We start from the raw sequence: 18,777 nt of genomic DNA, 5'->3' as shown, positions 1-18,777 counted from the left end.
GCACCGCAATGGTTTGAAAGACGATAAATGAACGGAGGTTAGCGTTTAGTCAACCGAATTATTCTAATAATTACAACGGTTTCGTCCCAACCAACTTCAATCTTTATATTGATATTTCAAGTTATAGGAGCCTATTGATGAATGGAAGAGTGCCACTACGCAGCCAATGAAATTTTTGGATGAAGATCCCATCATCGCTCGTCGAAGAAATCTTTGTTGCGAATATATTTAGACATCAGGTGGTAAGAAAATGGGCGAATTAGCCAAGATGTCAAGGATTTAGACAAGCGTAACCAGGTGGGGGTGTTCTCATGGATCTTACCGTCGTACAGCCATAGCATCTTACCTACGTGACGATAGTAAAACGGGAAAGGTGGAAGAAAGGTGACCACGTCGAGATCGCAGCAGATCCGATACGTACGATGGTGAAGTCGATAAGCGCGGTAAAATTGTTGTCCACCGAGAGCGGGTTGTCCAAAAGTGACGACGCGCTTAATACACTTTGGCCATTGGCGCTCGAGGCGGTCGGCAATCAGGCAAGCGAGCGCACCCCCTGAAGAGTGTCCAGTCAGTGAGATGCGTTTATCGCTCTCAATTAACGGGGTCAGTACCTCAACAAGCTTGTCGATAACGCTGATACCCAAATGGTCGCAGTTATGGGTAGGTGAGCTTTCTTGTTCTAACAAATATAGATAGCCGCTGTGAACGGCATAGGGCAAAGAGAGTGAATGGCACGACCGTTGCCATAGCAATAAGTTGATTAACCAATCGGCGGGGTTGTGTGACCCTTTTATAACCACGATGACTTCTTCTTGCGCTTCATTCCACAAAACTCGTATTGCAGGTTGCCCGAATCGATTGGCGACGACTCGCTGGCCCCTCGGGGAAAAACCGTACAGAGTTTGGCGAAGGACAGGCTGATAGGCGAGGTTGCAAAGTACAGCATAGCGCTCGTATTGATAGCGTTTGAGAGTTTTCACGTCACTGGATTTGGCGGTGAGAAAACCCTATTGTCTACAAATAGCGTGACGTTGGCATGACAAGCCGAGCTAGCTGAGCTGAATGACCGAATACAATTGAATGTATTTGCGCACTAGCTGTTTATCAGTCGCGCGCTTTAAGGGGTGAGTGAATTTAACAAAGTAGGGGCTGAGGTTAAAATGCTTGTCCATAGATTGCGCGAGTTGTGATTCACTTTCATAGAGAGTGATACCTTGAACTTTGTACTCGTCTATTTCATCGGGGAGTTGACCGGTCCACCAATGTAAAAGCTCTCGACTCTGTTTGCTGCGGCTTATCCAGTGGTCAGTCAACAGTAGCAGCAGATCGTTAGGCTGAACCGCATATCCATACTCTTGTTGCCACTGTGCCACGGTTTTAAACAGCTTATTGCGGCAGGACGACCCTGCGCTGACCAGATGCGACGTCAGTATCCAAACCGTGCCTATTTCTGAACTGACGCGATAGTGGTGAGGCAATTCGGGCGAGACGGTACTGTCGAGTGGTTTGTACTCATAATCATGACCAAACTCATTCAAGGTGCGCGATAAGCGACGTGCAAATGCCAACCCCAGATGGTGTTCGCTCATGCCTTTGTTGTGAATGGTCGGGTAGTGTTTTTCGCACAGTGCCATGCAATCAGCTTGGAATTCATTAACGCTCTGAACGAGCACGTCCAATAACAAGATCCATCTCTCCATTATGAGCTTTATGCGCGACAAGATTAACACGCGCTGGTCATCATTCGTTACACTTATTCGTCAAAATATCACGGAGCTTTAATGGTTTATGTCTAAGATTGAATTTACGTCACAACAAAAACAGGCAATGTCGAGTGCGCTTCAGCGCTACATGGAAGACGAACTCGACATTGAGATTGGCCAATTTGACGCAGATTTTATGTTTGATTTTATTGTCAGTAAATTTGGTCCTGCTTTTTATAATCAGGGTTTAACCGATGCACAAACTGTCGTTCTTCGAAAAATGGCAGATATCAGTGATGAGATTTATGAAATTGAGCAGATCAGCGACTTCTAAAAGTTTCTTCAAATTTTTCGAACGAGTTCATCAAGCTGAAGCGCTGTCAGCAAAGTAAATAATGGTAAATACTTTGTCTTAACTCGGAGACAACATGTACTCTGAACACGAATCAGAGTCATTGTAATTAAGGTCGTCAAATGAAATCAGAAGTTAACAACTATAACCCGATAGCCCGTGCTCTTCACTGGCTTTCAGCGTTGGTGGTGATAGGCATGTTCGCCGTAGGTTTGTGGATGGTTGATCTCTCTTACTATAGCGAATGGTACCGCACCGCACCTCATTGGCATAAGTCGGTCGGTTTACTCTTGGCAGGTGTGACTCTGTTTCGATTAATTTGGAAACTTGTTACGCCGTCACCCAAAGTAGAGGGGGCTGCCCACGAAGTGATTGGGGCCAAGTTAGCGCATCTCGCCATGTACGGATTGCTGTTTGCACTGTTTATCTCTGGTTATCTGATTTCAACTGAGGATGGTCGGGGCATTGATGTGTTCAACTGGTTCACCGTGCCAGGATTGGGCGCACTTTTTGAAGGTCAGGCTGATCTTGCTGGACAAGTTCATTTTTATCTGGCCTGGGGATTGATCATTCTCGCTGCCGTCCACGCTTTGGCGGCTCTAAAACACCATTTTATCAATAAAGACAATACGCTACGCAAAATGATAGGAGCTTCAAAATGAAAAAGACTTTATTCGCTACCGGACTAGCAATGGCAATGGCGTTGCCATTTGGTGTAAGCGCGGCGGACTACGTTATCGACACCAAAGGGGCACACGCATCGGTGAACTTCAAAGTGAGTCACCTTGGTTATAGTTACATCAAAGGACGTTTCAACAAATTTGATGGTGAGTTTTCTTACGACCCTGCCAACGTCGAGGCGTCCAAGGTGATGGTGAGCGTAGATACCACGAGTTTAGATTCTAACCATGCGGAGCGAGATAAGCATATCCGTAGCGCTGACTTTATTGATGCATCAAAATTCTCAACGGCTACGTTTACCAGTACAGGTGTTGTTGACAAGGGCGACGGTAAGCTCGAGGTCAACGGTGATCTTAATCTGCATGGTGTGACTAAGCCTATCACTATCGACGCCGAATTTATCGGTGCGGGTCAAGACCCTTGGGGTGGACAGCGCGCCGGTTTCTACGGAACCACACGTTTAGAGCTTGCGGATTTCAACATCGCCGTAATGGGAACCTCAAGCTACGTTGATATGGAACTTCACGTAGAAGGCATTAAAAAGTAATTAGTAGTCGTAAACGTTATGTGCCCCCAACATCAGTTGGGGGCTTTTTGATCAAGCGACTTATTTCCTGACCAAAATCTGAGATTCTACAGCGTTAAGCCGTTTCTAACTGAGAGTCAACCACTTGGATTCGCTCACCATAAATCGGGCGCAGTGCTTGCAGTACTTCCTGACGTCCGACTAACCCAACCAGTACACCATTATCCAACACTGGTAACGAGTGAGGCTTGTTGACACGCATGGTTTTCGCACGCTCTTCGAGTGATAGGGTTGTCAACTGGGTCGCGATTCCCATACTTGTGGTCGGGTACAACTGATCTTTGTCAATACACAAGAACTCTGCAATATCGACTAATCGGTCTTGTGCATCAATCGCAACCACATCGCGTGACATCAAATCGACCACCTTTTGCTCGGAGTCGGGCAAGTAATCTTGGCACCAAAGTTCGACCATAACGTCATGAGCAGAGAAGAAACCCACCACGCGACCACTCATATCGCATACTGGAGCGCCCATTTGTTGATGCTCAAGCAGTGCATCAATCGCCGCAGACACGAGGGTGTCAGCAGTTAGGACCAATGGTTGAGTGTTCATAATGTCTTGCGCGGTAACGTTATTGTTCATGGTGATTTCCTTAGTCGTTGCTATCTGAGTTGTGGTGATTGGCGAAATGTTTGATGAATGAAGTTGTGGTTTACGGTAAATGGTCCAGTTCGCTAGACCGACCAGTACAGCGCCTCCGACGATATTGCCTAGCGTGACAGGGACAAGGTTGGCGACAATGAATTGAGAAATGTTAAGGTCTGAATACTGAGCCGCATCCACTCCGACTTGGAGCCAAAATGTTTCCGGTGCAAAGTTATGGATGACGATGCCAAGCGGCACCATAAACATGTTGGCAACACAGTGTTCAAAGCCACTTGAGACAAACATCGCCACTGGAAGTATCGTCATGGCCGCTTTGGTTAGGGCATTTGTGCTGCTGAACGTCAACCAAATTGCGAGACAAACGAGTAAGTTACATAGCACCCCTAGTGAGAAGGCCTGCAATCTTGTGTGATGCAGTTTGTGTTGTGCGATATTGAGAGCGTTTAACCCCCATTGACCGTGGTCCATTTGGTACAGCCCGGCAGCCGAGACGATCATCAGAAGCAACATGGCGCCAATAAAGTTACCTAGGTAAACCTTGCCCCAAATCGAGAGCATTTTCGATAAGCTAATTTGGCGATTGGCCCATGAGATGCTCGACAACACCGAACTGGTGAACAGCTCGCCACCGCAGATCACGATAAGGATTAGCCCCATACTAAAGGCCAGGCCACCCGCGAGACGGCTTAGGCCCCAACCCGTTGCTTCGGTGCCCGTAGTGACAGTGATGTAAAATAGGAACGCAAGCCCGATAAAAGCGCCAGCCATAACGGCTAAACCCAGTGTCATTGCGCTGGTCTTATTGGCTTTACTTAAGGCGAACCTTTCAGCTTCCGCCATCATTTCGCTGGGCGAAAAGCATTGATTATTCGCTGGTAGTGTCGACATATGGACTCCCGACTTTCATATTCATAAAAACTCCTTGTTTCAATCTGTCAGCAGAAAGCGCTGCTGCTCATTCAAATTACGTCGACCATAGCTAGAGGTAAAATTGATAATCTTTAAAAACCTCATCAAATTTATTGATATAGGCGCAGAGGCGGGTAGAATGAAATGGTGTGCTTATCGCCGACAATTTAGTGTCGAATTCATTATTAAATTCAACGGCATGGCATGATCATTAATTCACAAGGATTTGAAGCACGATGCGATATTCATTAAAACAGCTCGCGGTTTTCGATGCAGTGGCCGATTCGGGGAGTGTCAGTCAGGCAGCCGATAAACTGGCGTTGACTCAATCAGCGACCAGCATGTCTCTAGCGCAACTTGAAAAAATGCTGGGTCGCCCTCTATTTGAGCGTCAGGGTAAGCAGATGGCTTTAACTCATTGGGGAATGTGGCTCAGGCCGAAAGCCAAGCGTTTATTGCAAGACGCGCAACAGATTGAAATGGGTTTTTATGAACAACATTTACTGAGTGGTCAAATTAAGCTGGGGGCGAGTCAAACCCCCGCAGAACATCTTGTTCCTGACCTTATCAGTATTATTGATAACTCATTCCCCGAGATGCGTATTGCTCTGAGTGTGAAAAGTACTGATAGCGTTATTCAGGGGGTACTCGATTACAAATATGACCTCGGTATTATTGAAGGCCGCTGCGATGATAACCGACTTGACCAAGAAGTCTGGTGTCGCGACCATCTGACGGTGGTTGCGGCTGCGCACCATCCGTATGCGAGGCATGAGAAGGTGAGTAGAGCTCAGTTAGAGGAAGCTCGCTGGGTACTACGTGAGCACGGCAGCGGAACGCGCATGATATTCGACAGTTCTATCCATCACCTAATTGAAGACTTGGATGTATGGCGAGAGTACGAACACGTACCGGTTTTGCGTAGCATGGTAGAACATGGGCAATACTTAACCTGCCTGCCATACCTAGACGTTGAGCGCTTCATTGAAAGCGGCAAACTTGTGGCTCTCAATGTCCCTGAGTTAAATATGGAGCGGACTCTCTCTTTTATTTGGCGCGCTGATATGGTCGAAAACCCTTTGGTTGAGTGTATCAAACGGGAAGGAGCTCGAATGATGAAAGGCAAACCAAGCGTGCTTTAACGCAATTATGATATTTCCTATTTCTGTTGAAATATCGATTGCATCACAAATATATGTATAAACATTCATTTCGTTTCTTAAATAATGTGATCTAAACGGTGTGTGTATCGAGCTGTTTTGCCTAATATGCGTACTTGGACACTTGATGTGTGAATCAACCACACAAAGCGAGACGTTATGAGCACTTTAATCGCAATTTCACTTACTACTGGTATCTTATCTGGTTTATGGGGCTGGATAGCCGTATCACTTGGTTTGCTCTCTTGGGCGGGTTTCCTAGGGTGTACTAGCTATTTTGCTTCCCCAAATGATGGTTTAAAAGGGCTATCAGAAAGCTTGATAACCAATATGAGTGGTGTGTTTTGGGCGATGGTGATTATCAAAGCGTCTGAGTTCGCTTCATTAGAAATTCTTGGCTACATGATTACTGCAGTTGTCGCGTTCTTGATGTGTATTCAAGCCAAGAAAGCCTGGCTCGGTTATATTCCGGGTACGTTTATCGGTTGTTGTGCGACTTTCGCCGCTTCTGGTCACTGGCAACTGGTGGTTCCATCGCTGATTCTGGGTGGGATTTTCGGTTATCTGATGAAAACGAGTGGTGTGTGGTTACATCAAAGGTCAACCCAATCTCAAGCTACTAGCGGCGTAGAAAGTCACTCTTAGTTTGCGATGCATTCCTAATAACTGCTCCAAGTCATTAGGAAACCCCCGATTGATTTGTATCAGCAGCATATTTGATACGCGGCATCTGACACCAGATGTCGCTTTTTTTTGTCGATTTTTGTTTATGTATTGCCATTGGCCATCGTCACGACACGCTTAAGGGTCCAACGTAATAGAATTGGGATGCCCTCTATACCTTTCGATTCGCAATGAGACACAATCGCCAGCGCAAGATCAGGCTTGGCAAACTTTTTCAGCACTCGCGTGACTACTTTTTTCGCTGGAATTGGGTGATCCAGTGGAATTCTCAACATACCTTTGAAAAATGGTTCAAAGCCATTGTTGTAAAGAAAATGTTCGATATCACGGTCAGGCAGCTCTGTTAAGCGGTGTCGTTCTTGGTCGTGACCCAGTTGATTGCGTACCGTCGTCGCGTATTTCTTGCCCGCCGCATCGCCATCGGTGACCACGTGCCAGTCAATACCAAAGGCTTTGGCCACTTTTATCAGTGATTTGAGTCCCGATTGGGCAAACTCAATGATCTGCACCCCTTCTGCCGCTAAGTTATAACCACATTGGTTCGCCAGCTCATTGAACAACCAGACTTCTGTCTCCCCTTCAACTAACAACCAACAACGCGCAAACAACGCACCAGAGCGATGAAAACGAATATGAAAGCCGATACGTCGGAGTTCGTCGTGCCCCAACTTTTGATCAGAAAGGTAAGTGGTAATGGTGCGGTCAGACTGCCTCACCAATCGGCGGATGCTTGAGAGGGGGACTTGACGTAGAAGATCACCACTATTGGTCGTCAAGATCTTCTGCATAGGCAACAGTTGCAGTAAACCCCATGCCCGAGCAAGGTGAGTGGGGTGAAGGCGACCTTCAGGATCTTCAACGATCAATAGCGGCCGAGCGCAGCGGCGCAACGTGGTTGGCCCCTTTGCTTGCAAGAATGCGTTCAGTAACCCCATTAACAACAAACGAGTTTGTTTATCTTTCGTCTCTTCAACAACTTGGGATAGGCTCTTGGTCCCAGGCGCGGCATTAAAAAAGATCCCATCTCTCTGTTTACGTACATTTTTACGATTGTTGGATTTAAATGAGAAATAGTGATCAACCAGCGCGTTCATTGAGTTGATACTACTGCGCATTTCTCCTTTGTTGACATGGCCAGGTATTGCCATTAATCGTCGATAGGTATTGTCGATACGTTTTTCAATCCGAGTATTGTGCTTGTTGCCATTTCCGATAGGGCGCTCGAAACGGCGTGAATCCTTGAGACGAATAACCGGATGTAACGACATAAGCTCCTGCGCGAGTTTTTCACTGTGATGAAGCGCGAGCGCATTACCGTCAGAATCTAAGAAGCTGTAGCGAGTAGTGATATTGTGCCCCTCACGCGATGCACTAAGTCGATAGATGATACGGTGACCATTTTGCGGGTCATCCACCCAAATGGGTTTAAGACGACGATAACGACCTGCATGAATTTCTTGTTTCTCGGTGGAAACCAGACTGAGCACAATTTGTAAATGCTGGGTTTGAGGATGAGCGATGGAATAGTCAACGTGGAAGTCGGTCATCTCGAACGTGTAAGGAATGCCTTCAGGCGGAAGGGCGACGCTCAATGCGTCAAGAAGCGAGGATTTACCCCAAGTGTTTTCACCAATCAAAGTGGTGAGATCATCGAATGCAATAGACAGGCGCTTAATGCCGCGAAAACCGGAAATCTCAATGCGCTCTAGCTTCATAGAGTGGCTCCATTACGCTGTTGTTACTGTTAAGCATAATAGAAAACTCTTGTGATAGCAGACATTTAGCTCACAGTGTGACAAGTTATTAAAATTCAGAGAGAATTTTTGACTCGTCGGTAGATCAAGTTTTGCGATGTAGTTACACCTCGCTTTGCATAATTAATGTGAAATATAATGAATCTGTCACATTGAATGCGGTACGATGTAGCGGAAAAGAGAGAAAAACTATGACAAATAAAAACTATAACGTAACCAAACTACGTCTTGCGCATATCAACGATACCCACTCGTACTTCGAACCTACTTCACTTCAACTCGCCATTAATGTCGATGGTGTTGAGCTATCACCTTTCGTGAGTGCAGGCGGGTTCGCCCGAATTGCGACACGGGTAGAACAGTTAAAGCAACAAGCAGAACAAGACCAAAAAGGCTTTTTGTTTCTGCACGCAGGGGACTGCTTTCAAGGTACGCTCTACTTTTCCTTGTTCAAAGGAGAAGCTAACGCGACGCTGTTAAACGCCCTTGAAATAGATGCGATGGCGCTCGGAAACCATGAACTTGATATGGGTAATGAGCCTGTTGCGCATTTTGTTCATCGCATCCAATTTCCGTTATTGGCGGGCAATTGGGACTTATCCAATGAGTCAACCAGTAAACGTATGCGCTTGCGAGGCCATAGGAATATCGTGCCTTTCGATGCTGAAAAACGTTGTGCCGATTGGATAGAGAAAAAAGTTGGTGACGATAAGGTCGCCATATTCTCGCTGGCGCTCGATAAAATGGCGGATATCTCCAACCCTGATTGGGATACACCATTTGTCGATGCGATTGAAACCGCCAAGAATACGGTTGCCGCCATCGAACAAGCTGGCATCAATAAAATTATCTTGCTTAGCCATATGGGTTATGAATCAGACCTCGACCTAGCCAATCATGTCGACGGGATCAGCGTTATCGTCGGTGGACATAGTCACAGGTTACAGGGTGACTTTAGTCAACTTGGACTCGCCAAAGATGACCCTTATGGTGTGAAAGTGAATCAAACGTACGTGGTGCAGGCGGGAATGCATGCCCTGAGTTTGGGCCACTGTGATTTAGAGTTTGCCCCAGATGGCACGCTTGTTCGTTTCGAGGGTAAAAATGAGTTGTTGCTGGGGCGTCGGCTATTTATCGATGCCAGTATGAACGAAACTCATAACGACTCCCCGTATCAAGTTGCTCGCAGCTATATCGACGCTCACCCGAACGTTGTCGTGTGTAAAAAGCAGCAGTCACTACAAACATTACTCGAGAAAAAATACACCAGTCAGGTCCGGCAATTACAACAGCAAGTAATTGCGACTTGTGAGCACAAACTGCGTCATATTCGGATTCCTGATCAACAAGGTCCGAGTGAAATTGCCCCTTTGGTAGCGGAGTCCTTTACCTACCAAATGGAAACTCTGGGTCATAGCATCGATTTCGCCATTCACAATGCGGGTGGGGTACGCAACTCACTCAGTGCAGGTGAGGTATCGGTTGCCGATATAGCAGGCAAATTATTGCCTTTTGCCGTTCCGATCGGTATTTACCATATCGCCGGTCGAGAAATCAGCAAAATTCTTGAGGGGGCGATCAACAATGCGCTCAACAATGGCGTCGTAGGTACGGGTGACGGCTCCTACCCATATACCCACAAATTGAGCTTTAAGTATTGCTGTGACGCGCCGTTGGGCTCACGAATTAAAGAGCTGATGTTGCTCAATTCAAGTGGCGAATGGGTGTCGGTTGAAGACGATAAGATCTATTGCGGCACATCGTCTGCTTATACCATGAAAGGAAAAGAGGGCTACGAGGCCATCACCAATATGCAAGGTGAAGGGACCATCACTTCGTTCTCTATGGCAGACTGCCTGATCACTTTACTGCAAGATCAACCCAATGCGCTTAACCGTCGTTGTCCCACAACGGTCAACCAGAAATGGCATAAAGGTTGCTAATCCATCAATGAATCCAAACTCGCGCAAGTTCACAGTAAAGGGGGATCTATGTGGAGTAAAGATTGGGTTGATGTAATGGTAGTGGTGGGTTGGATCAGTGCTTGGTCCGCGCTCGTCTATTTTGTCCCAGTTGGCGGCGTTTGAGCAGCCCCGACCAGTAAAAGGAGCATTATGTGCTCCTTTTTGATTTTTTTACTAGACGACTGAGCAATTGCAGCCTATTATCCGCGCTGTTTGGGGAGTAGTCGCCTTTGGTTTACTTATCGTCATCTCGATAGTTTTACGCTATCCGGTAAGTATAAGTGTTGCTGATGATGTTTATCAGCAAGGCTTCGACGAGACCAACGTAATCAGATTCTGCAACGCTTACTGAGTATTGCAGGTGGTTTGTTTACGGTAGGGATCGTCACATTCACCTTTCTCACTCGATCCCTCCGTCGTAGGAGGACACATGACCCCATTCACTTATACTCTCTTTGCGCTTTTTACCTTAGCGCTCGTTACGATTGACATCTGGCAAACTCGCACAGGCAAAGTTTCTTTAAAAAAAGCGGCAATATGGAGCCTGTTTTGGTTCATGTTGGCGTTTGTATTTGCCACAACCCTCTATTTCTTTTGGGATCTTTATGCTCCCAACAGTGGCTACAGTGCGAAAACAGCGACGATAGCATTCGTGACGGGCTATTTGCTCGAAAAATCGCTGAGCGTCGACAACCTATTCGTGTTTGCGATTATCTTTCATCAGTATTTGGTGCCTGATGACTTACGTCCAAGAGCTTTGCTCTGGGGAGTGATTGGTGCTTTAGTCCTGCGTGCAGTGATGATAGCGGTCGGCTCGCAGCTATTGGCGCAGTATCATTGGCTTCTGTATTTATTTGCTGTGTTCCTGATTTGGACCGGGATCCAACTGGTGCGTTCACAAGGTGAGAGCCAGGTCAATCCATTACCAGAGCGCCTTATTCGACGTTTGATGCCCGTGACTAGAGATTATGCGGGCGGGGCATTGACGGTTTTAGAAGAAGGACGTCGAGTGGTAACACCGATGTTTATCGTAATTGCGGTGATCGCGTGTATGGATGTGATGTTTGCACTTGATTCGATTCCCGCGATATTTGCCGTGACTAGAGAGCCGTTTTTGGTCCTAGCCGCAAATGTGTTCGCCTTATTAGGGTTACGTTCTTTGTATTTCGTACTGCAAGGTATGATGGATAAGTTTATTTATCTTAAACCAGCGCTGGCGTTCATCATGGTCTTTATTGGCATTAAGATGCTTCTTGTGGGGAGTGAGTGGGAAATACCGACGGTTTGGTCACTGATGGTGCTTGTAATGACAATGGCTAGCGCGATGATGGCTTCAGTAGTGAAGGCACGTACTCTCGCACAAGCTAAATCGTTATTAGATTAGGGGCACTTAGTCGTTATTGCTACCCTGAGCATTCAATCACAAACAGTTGTAAAAGTTGTGTGAAATTAAATGGCAGGGTAGCAAAGGGGTAAAATAATAATTCACCAATAATTGAGTATTTGGCATTAATATTCATTCTGGCAAGATAGTCTAAAAAAACGGCTGTTAATGGTTTGTTTCATTAGATTTTCTAATTTAAAAATGGAAAATTTGTCATTTTTTGAGCACAAAAATATTGCCTATCATTAGCCCATCGAAACGAATTACACCAGTTTATAGAGAGGCAATCATGGCACAAGTAATGCAAATGGGTAGCATCAATGCTCCTATCTCTATGGATAAAAAAACCTATTCGGTTTCTTTCAAAGGATTGATTGCTCATTTACTCGATATTCTTTTCACAGACAACAGCGAACCACGCGCACATTATGCGAGTGATTTGTCTGGTCACCTGCAAAAAGACATCGGTTTATACCGTTAATTTGGTAACCCGTTCTAAAAAGCCAGCATCTGCTGGCTTTTTTGTGTTCAGCTATTTAGAAAGTTGAATCCCTGTTGAGTGGTGCGTTGTCTATTACTGGTAACAGATCATACTTCTCAAATATGCAACACTTTGTGCTATTCCTACAGGTTTGCCCCTACCTACCACTACAAAATGTCACTTCACTCACTAATTTCCTCGATTATTAGTAACTCACTAACTAACTTCGTTCCCCCAATGTGATCTCCAGTCCAATCGTTTTTCTCCTCCTTTGGATCTACGCCTTTTAAATCAGTTACATAGGATGAGGTAATTAATATTGGCCCAATTATAAGGTTGAGTGGTGCTGTTCTAAGCGTGTGCTTAAGACAGCCTAAATAACAAGAACGTGAACTAATAATGGATTTCAAATAATGAACATCAAGCTAACACAACTCAGCCTCGCGATGGCGTCGCTAGGGTTGCTTGCCGGTTGCAACGACCAACTTGACGTCCAAGTAATGGATGGCTACATCGAAAATGCACAAGTCTGGTTAGACACCAACGGCGATTATCAGTTGAATGACAATGAACCTAACGCGACCACCGACCAACAAGGTCACGCAGCGCTATCGCTCAGTGGCGTGAGTCGCCAGCAGCAGCAATCGCTACTTATTGCCCGAGTCGAAAGAGGTGTCTCGATTGATAGCGATATTCCCGGTGTTACTTCGACGCGTGATTATGTCATGTTGGCCCCGGCCGACCACGCTTACATTACGCCGTTTTCAACCTATGTTGCGTTGCAAATGAAAACGGGCATGAGTGAAAAACGTGCGATAAAAAAATTGCGTCGTAATCTCAAACTACCCAAACTGAATCTGGACTTAGATTATCTGCAAGCGCAGCAAACAACGACCGCACAAGCCGCCAAAGCACTCAGCCAGCTACTTTCGGATAACAGAAATGACTATGACGAGAGCCAATTGCTACAACAGTTAGAGCAGGGCAGCAAAGAACTGGGTAGAGCGATTAAGCAACACCGAGGTCAGCTAGATAATTTGACCTTAACGCTTGATGATGAGAACCGACCGATAGTCGCAAAAGATAGTGACTCAGACGGCATTGCGGATCGCGATGATCGTTTCCCATTCAATCGCCAGGAGTCGGCTGATTTCGATGGTGATGGCATTGGTGATCATGCTGATCTAGATGACGATAACGATGGATTTAGTGACGTCATCGAATTCTCAGAGGGCAGTGACCCTTACAATGCCAATAGCCAACCCGCCGATCTTGATGGCGACAAGGTGCCTGATGGTGTTGATCCTGATATCGATGGCGATGGCTGGAGCAATCAAGATGAACTTCGTCTTGGCAGCGATCCTTTTTCAGCACAACATCAACCCGGCGATTACGATCAAGATGGCATTGCCGACAGTGAAGATCCTGACATCGACGGAGACGGTGCGGTTAATGATTTAGATGCGTTTCCTAACGATCGCTTTGAAAGTCGAGATACCAACGGAGATGGCTTGGGTGACTTTGCCTCCAGTGACGACGATGGCGATGGTATCCCTGATTCCATCGATCCTAACCCTAAAAGCCCGGACAACAGTTCAACCGAGCCGGCGCCAACGTACCAACAAGCCGTCATTTATTACAAACGTTCAGATACTGCCTATGAAGGGTGGGGATTACACCTTTGGAACAATGGCAGTTGTGATGCTGTAGCTAATTCAGCACTAGAAGGTGTGGATTGGGGCAGTCCGTATCAATGGCAGGAGATAGACCCAGAGTTTGGGGCAAAATTCCTAGTGCCACTTAAAGACGCCCATGGGACGTGTATGAACTTTATCGTCCACAAGGGGAACGATAAGGCTTTAGGCGCTGACGATTTGAAAATTGAGTTCAACAGAGGCAACACCCTATATACAGAGCACGGCAGCTCTACGCTCAAATATTCGCCAAATGAACAAAACATCGTTGAACTGAGTGGCGCGTCCGCGCATTGGATCGATGTTAACACCTTTGCCTGGTTTGACCATTCGCAAGCCGCCAAATATCAGTTATGGTCAAATCAACAAGGCGGCGCAGAGATCACGCAACCTCACCTGTTTGCCAAAAGAGAACTGAGCCATGTGGGGGCACTCTCTCATCCAAGCTTTCCGCACTTAGATGATCGCGCAGAATTTATGCTTGATCTGAGTGACTCGGAAGCCAAAGCGTTGCTCAAAGGCCAACTGATTGCAGTTGCACTTGACAGTGATAATCAACCATTGGCGGCGACTCGAGTGCAAATACCTGGAGTTATCGATGCCGTCTATACGTCAGCGAGTAATGATGCCGATGAAGCAAAACTAGGCAGTTGGATTGATGAAGAGACCGCTAATTTTGCACTTTGGGCCCCAACAGCGCAGCAGGTTGAGCTCTATCTCTATGATCAAGATAAATCGCTCATTCCATCTTCTCCGGTCGAAATGGTCCTTAACCCGAATTCGGGTGTCTGGCATTATCAAGGTTCAAGCGAGCTTGAGAATGTGTTCTACCGCTATCGTGTCAAGGCGTATCACCCTAAAACGGACCAAATAGAATGGATGATGACCACAGACCCGTACTCATTGTCGCTCAGCACATCCAGCTTATACTCGCAGTTAGTCGATCTCAATGCGCCTGAGACAAAGCCTGTTGGTTGGGATAGTCAAGTTGTACCGGAGTTGGAAAATCCAGAAGATAATATAATCTACGAGCTGCACATTCGTGATTTTAGTGCCAGCGATCAATCGGGTTCCCCTGAGCGAAACGGTAAGTACGGCGCGTTCTTAGAAGAAGAGCGCGATAGTGTTAAGCAACTTAAGTCATTAAAAGAAGCTGGGTTAACCACCATTCATCTGCTGCCGAGTTACGATCTTGCGTCGATTCCAGAAGATGAGGCTAAAACGGTGAACTTAACCGATACGGTTGCCAAGTTATGTGGAATCAACCCGAAAGCATCATTGTGTAGTGATGGGACAAACCAAAGCATCACCATTGTTGAACTTCTTGAGCAGACGGAGCCTTCAAGCGGCGAAGCCCAAGCGTTGCTAGCCGACATACGTCCTTTAGACAGCTTCAATTGGGGGTACGACCCATTCCACTACAGTGCCCCAGAAGGGAGCTATGCAGTATCGAGTGATGGTCATGAGCGGATTCGTGAATATCGAGAGATGGTGCAAAAGCTCCATCAATTAGGCTTTCGAGTCGTACAAGACGTGGTGTACAACCATACTTACTCGTCAGGCCTTTACGATAAATCTGTACTAGATAAAACCGTGCCGGGTTACTACCATCGACTCAACCCAATCACAGGAGCAGTCGAGAACTCAACTTGTTGTGATAACAGCGCGTCAGAAAACCGAATGTTTGAAAAACTGGTCGCAGATAGTGTCATGATGTGGGCACAAGACTATAAGATCGATGGTTTCCGTTTCGATCTTATGGGCCACTTGATGAAATCGAGCATGCTACACATTTACGAGCAAGCTCAACACGTCGATCCTGACACCTGGTTCTACGGTGAAGGGTGGAATTTTGGCGAAGTGGCCAACGGTCAACGTGGGGAAAACGCCACCCAGTGGCCAATGGCGGGCACTGGTATTGGTACTTACAACGATAGATTACGTGATGGCGTGCGAGGGGGCGGTCCATTCGATAGTGGCGACGCCCTGCTCGAAACCCCCGGTTTTGCCAATGCAGGCGATCGTTTTGGCGCTGAACTAAAGTCCAAAATGGATCTGATTCGTTACGGTATGACGGGAAACTTGCAGAACTATCCATTGCAAACCTCAAGCGGTAGCGTCGTGTACGGTAGAGACTTCCAATATGGCGGACAGGGCGCCGCTTATACGCTGGATCCTCAAGAGTCGATTAACTACGTCTCCAAACATGACAACCAAACTTTGTGGGACTTTAATCAATACAAAGCGTCTGCAGAGGTGACATCGGCCGATCGCGCCCGGATGCAAATCGTCGGTCTATCGACGGTGATGCTCGGTCAAGGAGTGCCATTCTTACACATGGGTTCTGAACTACTGCGCTCAAAATCGATGGAACGCGACAGTTACGACAGTGGAGATTGGTATAACAAAGTCGACTTTAGCAAGCAAACCAATAACTGGAATGTAGGGTTGCCGCGAGCAGATAAAGATCAGGCTAACTGGGATGCGATTAAATCGGTGATCAGTAACCCAAATACTCAAGCCAGTTCAGACGATATTGAATGGACCGACAATGCATTTAAAGCACTGCTCCAAGTGCGTGCATCAACACCCTTGTTGCGTTTGGTCAGCGAACAAGAGGTCATCGAACGAGTTCGTTTCCACAATACGGGGCCAAGTGCGCTTGGCGGATTGATTGCGATGTCAGTCAATGATGGTATTTCGGTTGGCGCCGATCTAGATGGTCAGCACGACGCCATTATGGTGATCATCAACGCTAACACTCAAGCCCAGCAGCTGCAGGTTGCAAATGCAGCGGGCTTCGAGCTGCATCCAGCGCTGATGAGTTCGGCAGATACACGTGTCAAACAAGCCAAGTTTGCAAACGGAACGTTTAGTGTGCCTGCATTAACAGCTGCGGTATTCGTTATTCCACAAGGTAATGAGCAAGGTCTAGGTCTCGATAGCGAGGTGACACCCGTCGATGTGGCCCCGTTTGGTGATACTCAAGTGTACCTACGTGGGTCTATGAATGGCTGGAGCACTGATGATGAACTCACTTATCAAGGGGATGGGGTCTACCAGTTTAATGGCTACCTCACACCGGGCGAATATGAGTTCAAGATAGCGTCTTCTGATTGGAATTCTGTCAATCTTGGCTTTGGCGCGTTCACACAAACTGATGACTCGCTTGACTTGCTCGATGCTGGTAACGGCAACCTCAAACTTGTGGTCACAGAGCAAGGTTTGTATCAATTTGTGCTGGATGCCCGTAACCAAGCGTCATTGACGGCTTCGGTGGTTAACACCCAAATCGATTACGCGTGCTACAACAATGCGCAGCCCGCGTGCGATTTACGCATCTATCAAGTAATGGTCGAATCGTTTGTCGATGGAGATAAGAGCCGCGACTACGGCGTTGGATACGGCAACTCGCATCACAAGGGGGATCTACAAGGTGTTATAGACAGCTTGGATTACATAGCCAGCCTGAATATGAATGCGCTGTGGTTGACGCCAGTCTTCGATTCATGTGCCGGAGAAGGGGAAGACAACAAACTTGATGCAACCGGATATTTCGCGTGTGACTACTTTAATGTCGACCCTAAGTTTGGCTCGAATCAAACCCTCAAAGCGTTAGTTGATGCTGCGCACCAGCGGGGAATGTACGTATTTCTTGATGGGGTATTTGGACATACTCACGTCAATGGCGTAAAACCGTCACCGACAGGTAAGCTGCCCAACTTAAAGGCACAATCGGGTTATCCAGGCCAATATGTTGTGTACCCAAGCCGCGAGAGCGAAGCCTTTTTTACCGAAGTTGCGACTTATTGGATCAAGGAGTATGGCATTGATGGATGGCGGCTTGATCAAGCGTATCAAGTCCCTTTAGAGAGCTGGCGACGGATCCGTAGTGCAGTGGAGCAAGTGTCAATGGACAACCTCGTTGCCGGAAAAGCGTGGGGCACCCTGGGCTATATGGTTGGCGAGGCTTGGAGCGGGGCAGATGAAATTACACGCACTGTATATGGCAGCGATCTAGAGCCCGGTTTATCCTCAGCCTTTAACTTCCCACTTCGCTATGGCCTAGTTCAAGCCTTAGCGGCCGAAGAATCTGGTGCGAAAGGAAATGCACGCGGTTTAGCGGCCAGTTGGAATACACGCAGCAAGTCGCCGTATCACGCGATGCCAAATCTAATGATAGGTAATCATGATTTGGTGCGCTTTGGCGATTTGATTCAGCGCGGAAAACTGGGCGATTACGTCAAACGCCATCAAGCGGCGTTGAGTTTCCTCGCCGCGTATTCGGGTCCGATAACCCTCTACTACGGCGAAGAAATTGGCGACGAGGTCGAAAATTTTGACCAGCAGGTTTTAAGCTGTGTCGAGGTGGGAGTGTGTGACGATCATGTTGCGCGTTCAAGTGGCAAAGTCGAGGGCGTTACTGTGGCGACTCTCTCTGCACAGCAGCAGTCACTTAAAACGTATACCAGCCAACTAATGCGTATCCGCAGTGAGTACCCCGCACTGAGCATGGGCGAGCGACGAAGCCTATGGATTGACGATACTTTGTACGCTGATCTTAAAGTCAACGGTGAGCAACAAATCGTTTATGCATTAAATACGGGCAATGAAAGCAGAACGCTCACTCTGGACCTATCGCGTCTTAAACCTGCGAGCCAACTGGTCGATTTGTTGACGGGTGAGACTATCGAGCTACCGGCTGACAATGCGTCTGTACAAGTGCCAGCGCTGACAGGTCGAATACTTTTGGTGAAATAACGCTACCACAAAACAAAAAACGCTCCTTATAGGAGCGTTTTTATTGAATGGGAT

Annotated in this window: 13 protein-coding genes; 9 read left to right on the top strand and 4 right to left on the bottom strand. The window is 47.0% G+C overall.

Features of this window, described 5'->3' with window-relative positions:
- Positions 1 to 191 precede the first annotated feature (191 nt).
- Positions 192 to 980, bottom strand: coding sequence for a lipase family protein (locus FCU94_RS13610; RefSeq protein WP_176289056.1), 789 nt, complete (start codon positions 978 to 980; stop codon positions 192 to 194).
- 69 nt (positions 981 to 1,049) lie between these two features.
- Positions 1,050 to 1,685 carry a hypothetical protein gene (locus FCU94_RS13605; protein WP_176289194.1) on the bottom strand — a complete coding sequence of 212 codons (636 nt, stop codon included), beginning with the start codon at positions 1,683 to 1,685 and terminating at the stop codon, positions 1,050 to 1,052.
- Positions 1,686 to 1,788: 103 nt separating this feature from the next.
- Between FCU94_RS13605 and FCU94_RS13600 the strand changes: the two genes are divergently transcribed.
- The 3 genes from FCU94_RS13600 to FCU94_RS13590 all read left to right on the top strand — a co-directional run bounded on the left by FCU94_RS13600 (position 1,789) and on the right by FCU94_RS13590 (position 3,283).
- The gene (locus tag FCU94_RS13600) at positions 1,789 to 2,037 is read left to right on the top strand and encodes a DUF2164 domain-containing protein (protein WP_176289055.1); all 249 of its coding nucleotides are present in this window, start codon (positions 1,789 to 1,791) and stop codon (positions 2,035 to 2,037) included.
- 140 nt (positions 2,038 to 2,177) lie between these two features.
- Positions 2,178 to 2,717, top strand: a complete 540-nt coding sequence (locus FCU94_RS13595) for a cytochrome b (RefSeq protein ID WP_176289054.1) — start codon at positions 2,178 to 2,180, stop codon at positions 2,715 to 2,717.
- The gene (locus tag FCU94_RS13590) at positions 2,714 to 3,283 is read left to right on the top strand and encodes a YceI family protein (RefSeq protein WP_176289053.1); all 570 of its coding nucleotides are present in this window, start codon (positions 2,714 to 2,716) and stop codon (positions 3,281 to 3,283) included. Before FCU94_RS13595 ends, FCU94_RS13590 begins: the two co-directional genes overlap by 4 nt.
- A 94-nt stretch (positions 3,284 to 3,377) precedes the next feature.
- On the opposite strand, the gene focA is transcribed toward FCU94_RS13590, so the two are convergent.
- The gene (gene focA, locus FCU94_RS13585) at positions 3,378 to 4,820 is read right to left on the bottom strand and encodes a formate transporter FocA (protein ID WP_176289052.1); all 1,443 of its coding nucleotides are present in this window, start codon (positions 4,818 to 4,820) and stop codon (positions 3,378 to 3,380) included.
- A gap of 257 nt (positions 4,821 to 5,077) precedes the next feature.
- On the opposite strand from focA, the gene FCU94_RS13580 reads away from it, so the two are divergent.
- The gene (locus FCU94_RS13580; protein ID WP_176289051.1) at positions 5,078 to 5,983 is read left to right on the top strand and encodes a LysR substrate-binding domain-containing protein; all 906 of its coding nucleotides are present in this window, start codon (positions 5,078 to 5,080) and stop codon (positions 5,981 to 5,983) included.
- Positions 5,984 to 6,160: 177 nt separating this feature from the next.
- Complete coding sequence (locus FCU94_RS13575) at positions 6,161 to 6,646, top strand: DUF1097 domain-containing protein (protein ID WP_176289050.1); 486 nt, start codon at positions 6,161 to 6,163, stop codon at positions 6,644 to 6,646.
- A gap of 122 nt (positions 6,647 to 6,768) precedes the next feature.
- Here FCU94_RS13575 and FCU94_RS13570 read toward each other — a convergent pair whose 3' ends face one another.
- Complete coding sequence (locus FCU94_RS13570) at positions 6,769 to 8,400, bottom strand: ATP-dependent endonuclease (RefSeq protein WP_176289049.1); 1,632 nt, start codon at positions 8,398 to 8,400, stop codon at positions 6,769 to 6,771.
- A gap of 230 nt (positions 8,401 to 8,630) precedes the next feature.
- Here FCU94_RS13570 and FCU94_RS13565 point away from each other — a divergent pair, with 230 nt between their 5' ends.
- The 4 genes from FCU94_RS13565 to pulA all read left to right on the top strand — a co-directional run bounded on the left by FCU94_RS13565 (position 8,631) and on the right by pulA (position 18,723).
- Entirely contained in the window at positions 8,631 to 10,382 is a 1,752-nt protein-coding gene (locus tag FCU94_RS13565) for a bifunctional metallophosphatase/5'-nucleotidase (protein WP_176289048.1), read from the top strand.
- Positions 10,383 to 10,833: 451 nt separating this feature from the next.
- Positions 10,834 to 11,787, top strand: coding sequence for a TerC/Alx family metal homeostasis membrane protein (locus FCU94_RS13560; RefSeq protein WP_176289047.1), 954 nt, complete (start codon positions 10,834 to 10,836; stop codon positions 11,785 to 11,787).
- Between the two features lie 289 nt (positions 11,788 to 12,076).
- The gene (locus FCU94_RS13555) at positions 12,077 to 12,268 is read left to right on the top strand and encodes a hypothetical protein (protein WP_176289046.1); all 192 of its coding nucleotides are present in this window, start codon (positions 12,077 to 12,079) and stop codon (positions 12,266 to 12,268) included.
- Positions 12,269 to 12,681: 413 nt separating this feature from the next.
- A complete protein-coding gene (gene pulA / locus FCU94_RS13550) occupies positions 12,682 to 18,723 on the top strand; it encodes a pullulanase-type alpha-1,6-glucosidase (protein WP_176289045.1) in 6,042 nt (2,013 codons plus the stop codon).
- Positions 18,724 to 18,777 lie beyond the last annotated feature (54 nt).

The organism is Vibrio sp. JPW-9-11-11 (assembly GCF_013369335.1).
Classification (GTDB): Bacteria; Pseudomonadota; Gammaproteobacteria; order Enterobacterales; family Vibrionaceae; genus Vibrio.
Note: the sequence above shows the minus strand (reverse complement) of the source record. Positions and strands in the feature narration are given on the sequence as shown.